1 protein-coding gene is annotated in these 740 nt (G+C 56.2%); it reads right to left on the bottom strand.

Annotated elements, in window-relative coordinates:
- A partial coding sequence (locus tag HKD28_RS15545; RefSeq protein WP_194269108.1) for a DDE-type integrase/transposase/recombinase occupies nucleotides 1-684 on the bottom strand: 684 nt, incomplete at its 3' end.
- Nucleotides 685-740: the final 56 nt, after the last annotated feature.

Below are 740 nucleotides of genomic sequence, written 5' to 3'. Positions count from 1 at the left end.
TTCGATCCCGTGAGCTTCGCAGATCATGTCGAAGCGCATGGGGCGAGACCAGGCCGTATTGCGGTTACGGGGCTGATCAGCGAACTGGATGCCGTTATCGGTCAGAATGGTGTGGATCCGGTAAGGGATGATGCTCAGGAGATGTTCGAGGAATTCCCAGGCTGTCTTCCGATCAGCTTTCCCGACGAGTTGTGTGACAGCGAATTTGCTTGTCCGGTCGATAGCAACGAAGAGGTGCAGCTTGCCTTCAGCAGTCTGTACTTCGGCAATATCGATGTGAAAAAAGCCTATGGGATAGCGTTTGAAGCGCTGGCGTTTGGGCTTGTCTCCTTCGATGTCCGGCAACCGGGATATCCCGTGGCGCTGAAGGCAGCGATGCAGAGCCGAGCGTGTCAGATGAGGGATGCTGGCCTGCAGAGCATAAAGACAGTCATCCAGCGGCAGCAACGTATGCCGGCGAAACGCCACGATCATCGCTTCGTCCGTCTCGGACAGAACCGTGGATCGCGGCTCTTTGGGACCTGTCTTCTGATCCTCAACCGTTTGACGCTTCCGCCATTTTGCAACTGTTTTCGGGTTGATCCCGAACTCCTTGCTCAGCGCCGCGAGCGAAGCCTGCGATCGCTGTATTGCCGCTCGCACGGCGTGCGTGGTCGTGGCGCTCCCATGACGTATCTGGCCCATAAGGCTTCCTTCCACTCTCGTGAAAATAATACCCCATCAAATCCCGGGACTAAACA

The sequence above is a fragment of the Gluconobacter cadivus genome (assembly GCF_015244745.1).
In the GTDB taxonomy this organism is placed as follows: Bacteria; Pseudomonadota; Alphaproteobacteria; order Acetobacterales; family Acetobacteraceae; genus Gluconobacter; species Gluconobacter cadivus.
The sequence above is the reverse complement of the archived record's forward strand: the minus strand, read 5'-3'. Positions and strand labels throughout refer to the sequence as shown.